This window comes from Oleiphilus sp. HI0043, assembly GCF_001634935.1.
This window is the reverse complement of sequence record NZ_LWEY01001900.1, coordinates 1-661: the sequence shown is the minus strand read 5'-3', so window position 1 is coordinate 661 and position 661 is coordinate 1. Positions and strand designations below refer to the sequence as shown.

At 43.3% G+C, this 661-nt stretch carries 1 protein-coding gene; it reads right to left on the bottom strand.

Annotated elements, in window-relative coordinates; all coding sequences use genetic code 11:
* A partial coding sequence (locus A3729_RS29410; protein WP_197476262.1) for a glutathione S-transferase N-terminal domain-containing protein occupies positions 1-582 on the bottom strand: 582 nt, incomplete at its 3' end.
* Between the last annotated feature and the right edge of the window lie 79 nt (positions 583-661).

The window sequence follows — 661 nt, the reverse complement described above, 5'->3', positions numbered from 1 at the left end:
CAAATGATAATAATGATTTCTAACATAGGGTTCTGTTTTTGAAGACACGCCATCCCCTTCTAGAAAGGTTTTGGTTTGTCGTTGCGCAAAATACCAAGCACCGATTTTTTTAGGCAAAGGCCAGTCTGACAAGACTTCTTCACTAATTCTCTGAGCAAGAAGCTGACGAGTCTCGGGGTAACGCCAACGCCAAAACATCGCTGAGCGCCAACACCATTCATCAGCATAGTCTTCAATTAATTTTGACATGAATAAGTCAACAGGGTCTTCTGGCATAATTGAGTGCTGTGGAAAATTCGACTCCAACCAATCGAACATAGGCGTCGTATCCTTTAACCACTGCCCATTGGCTAAACGCACCACGGGGACTTTCATTAAACCTGTATGAGGGTAAACCTTATTCACCAAGTCCCCTACAGAAGCATTTACCCGTTCAAAGGGAATCTCTTTATAACGCAGTAAGGCTTCAAGCTTACCGCTAAAGTAAGATACATCCGCAAGATAAACCCTCAAAGGCTCATACAGTAGCGAATCAGGTCCATTTAGCTCATCAGCCTCGTCTTTAACCGCACGATTGGTCATTGCCATCATCTCTTCCGTTATTATTTTCTTTCATGGTTTTACGCAGTCATACAGCAAGTATCAGGCCATTCCCGCTTAT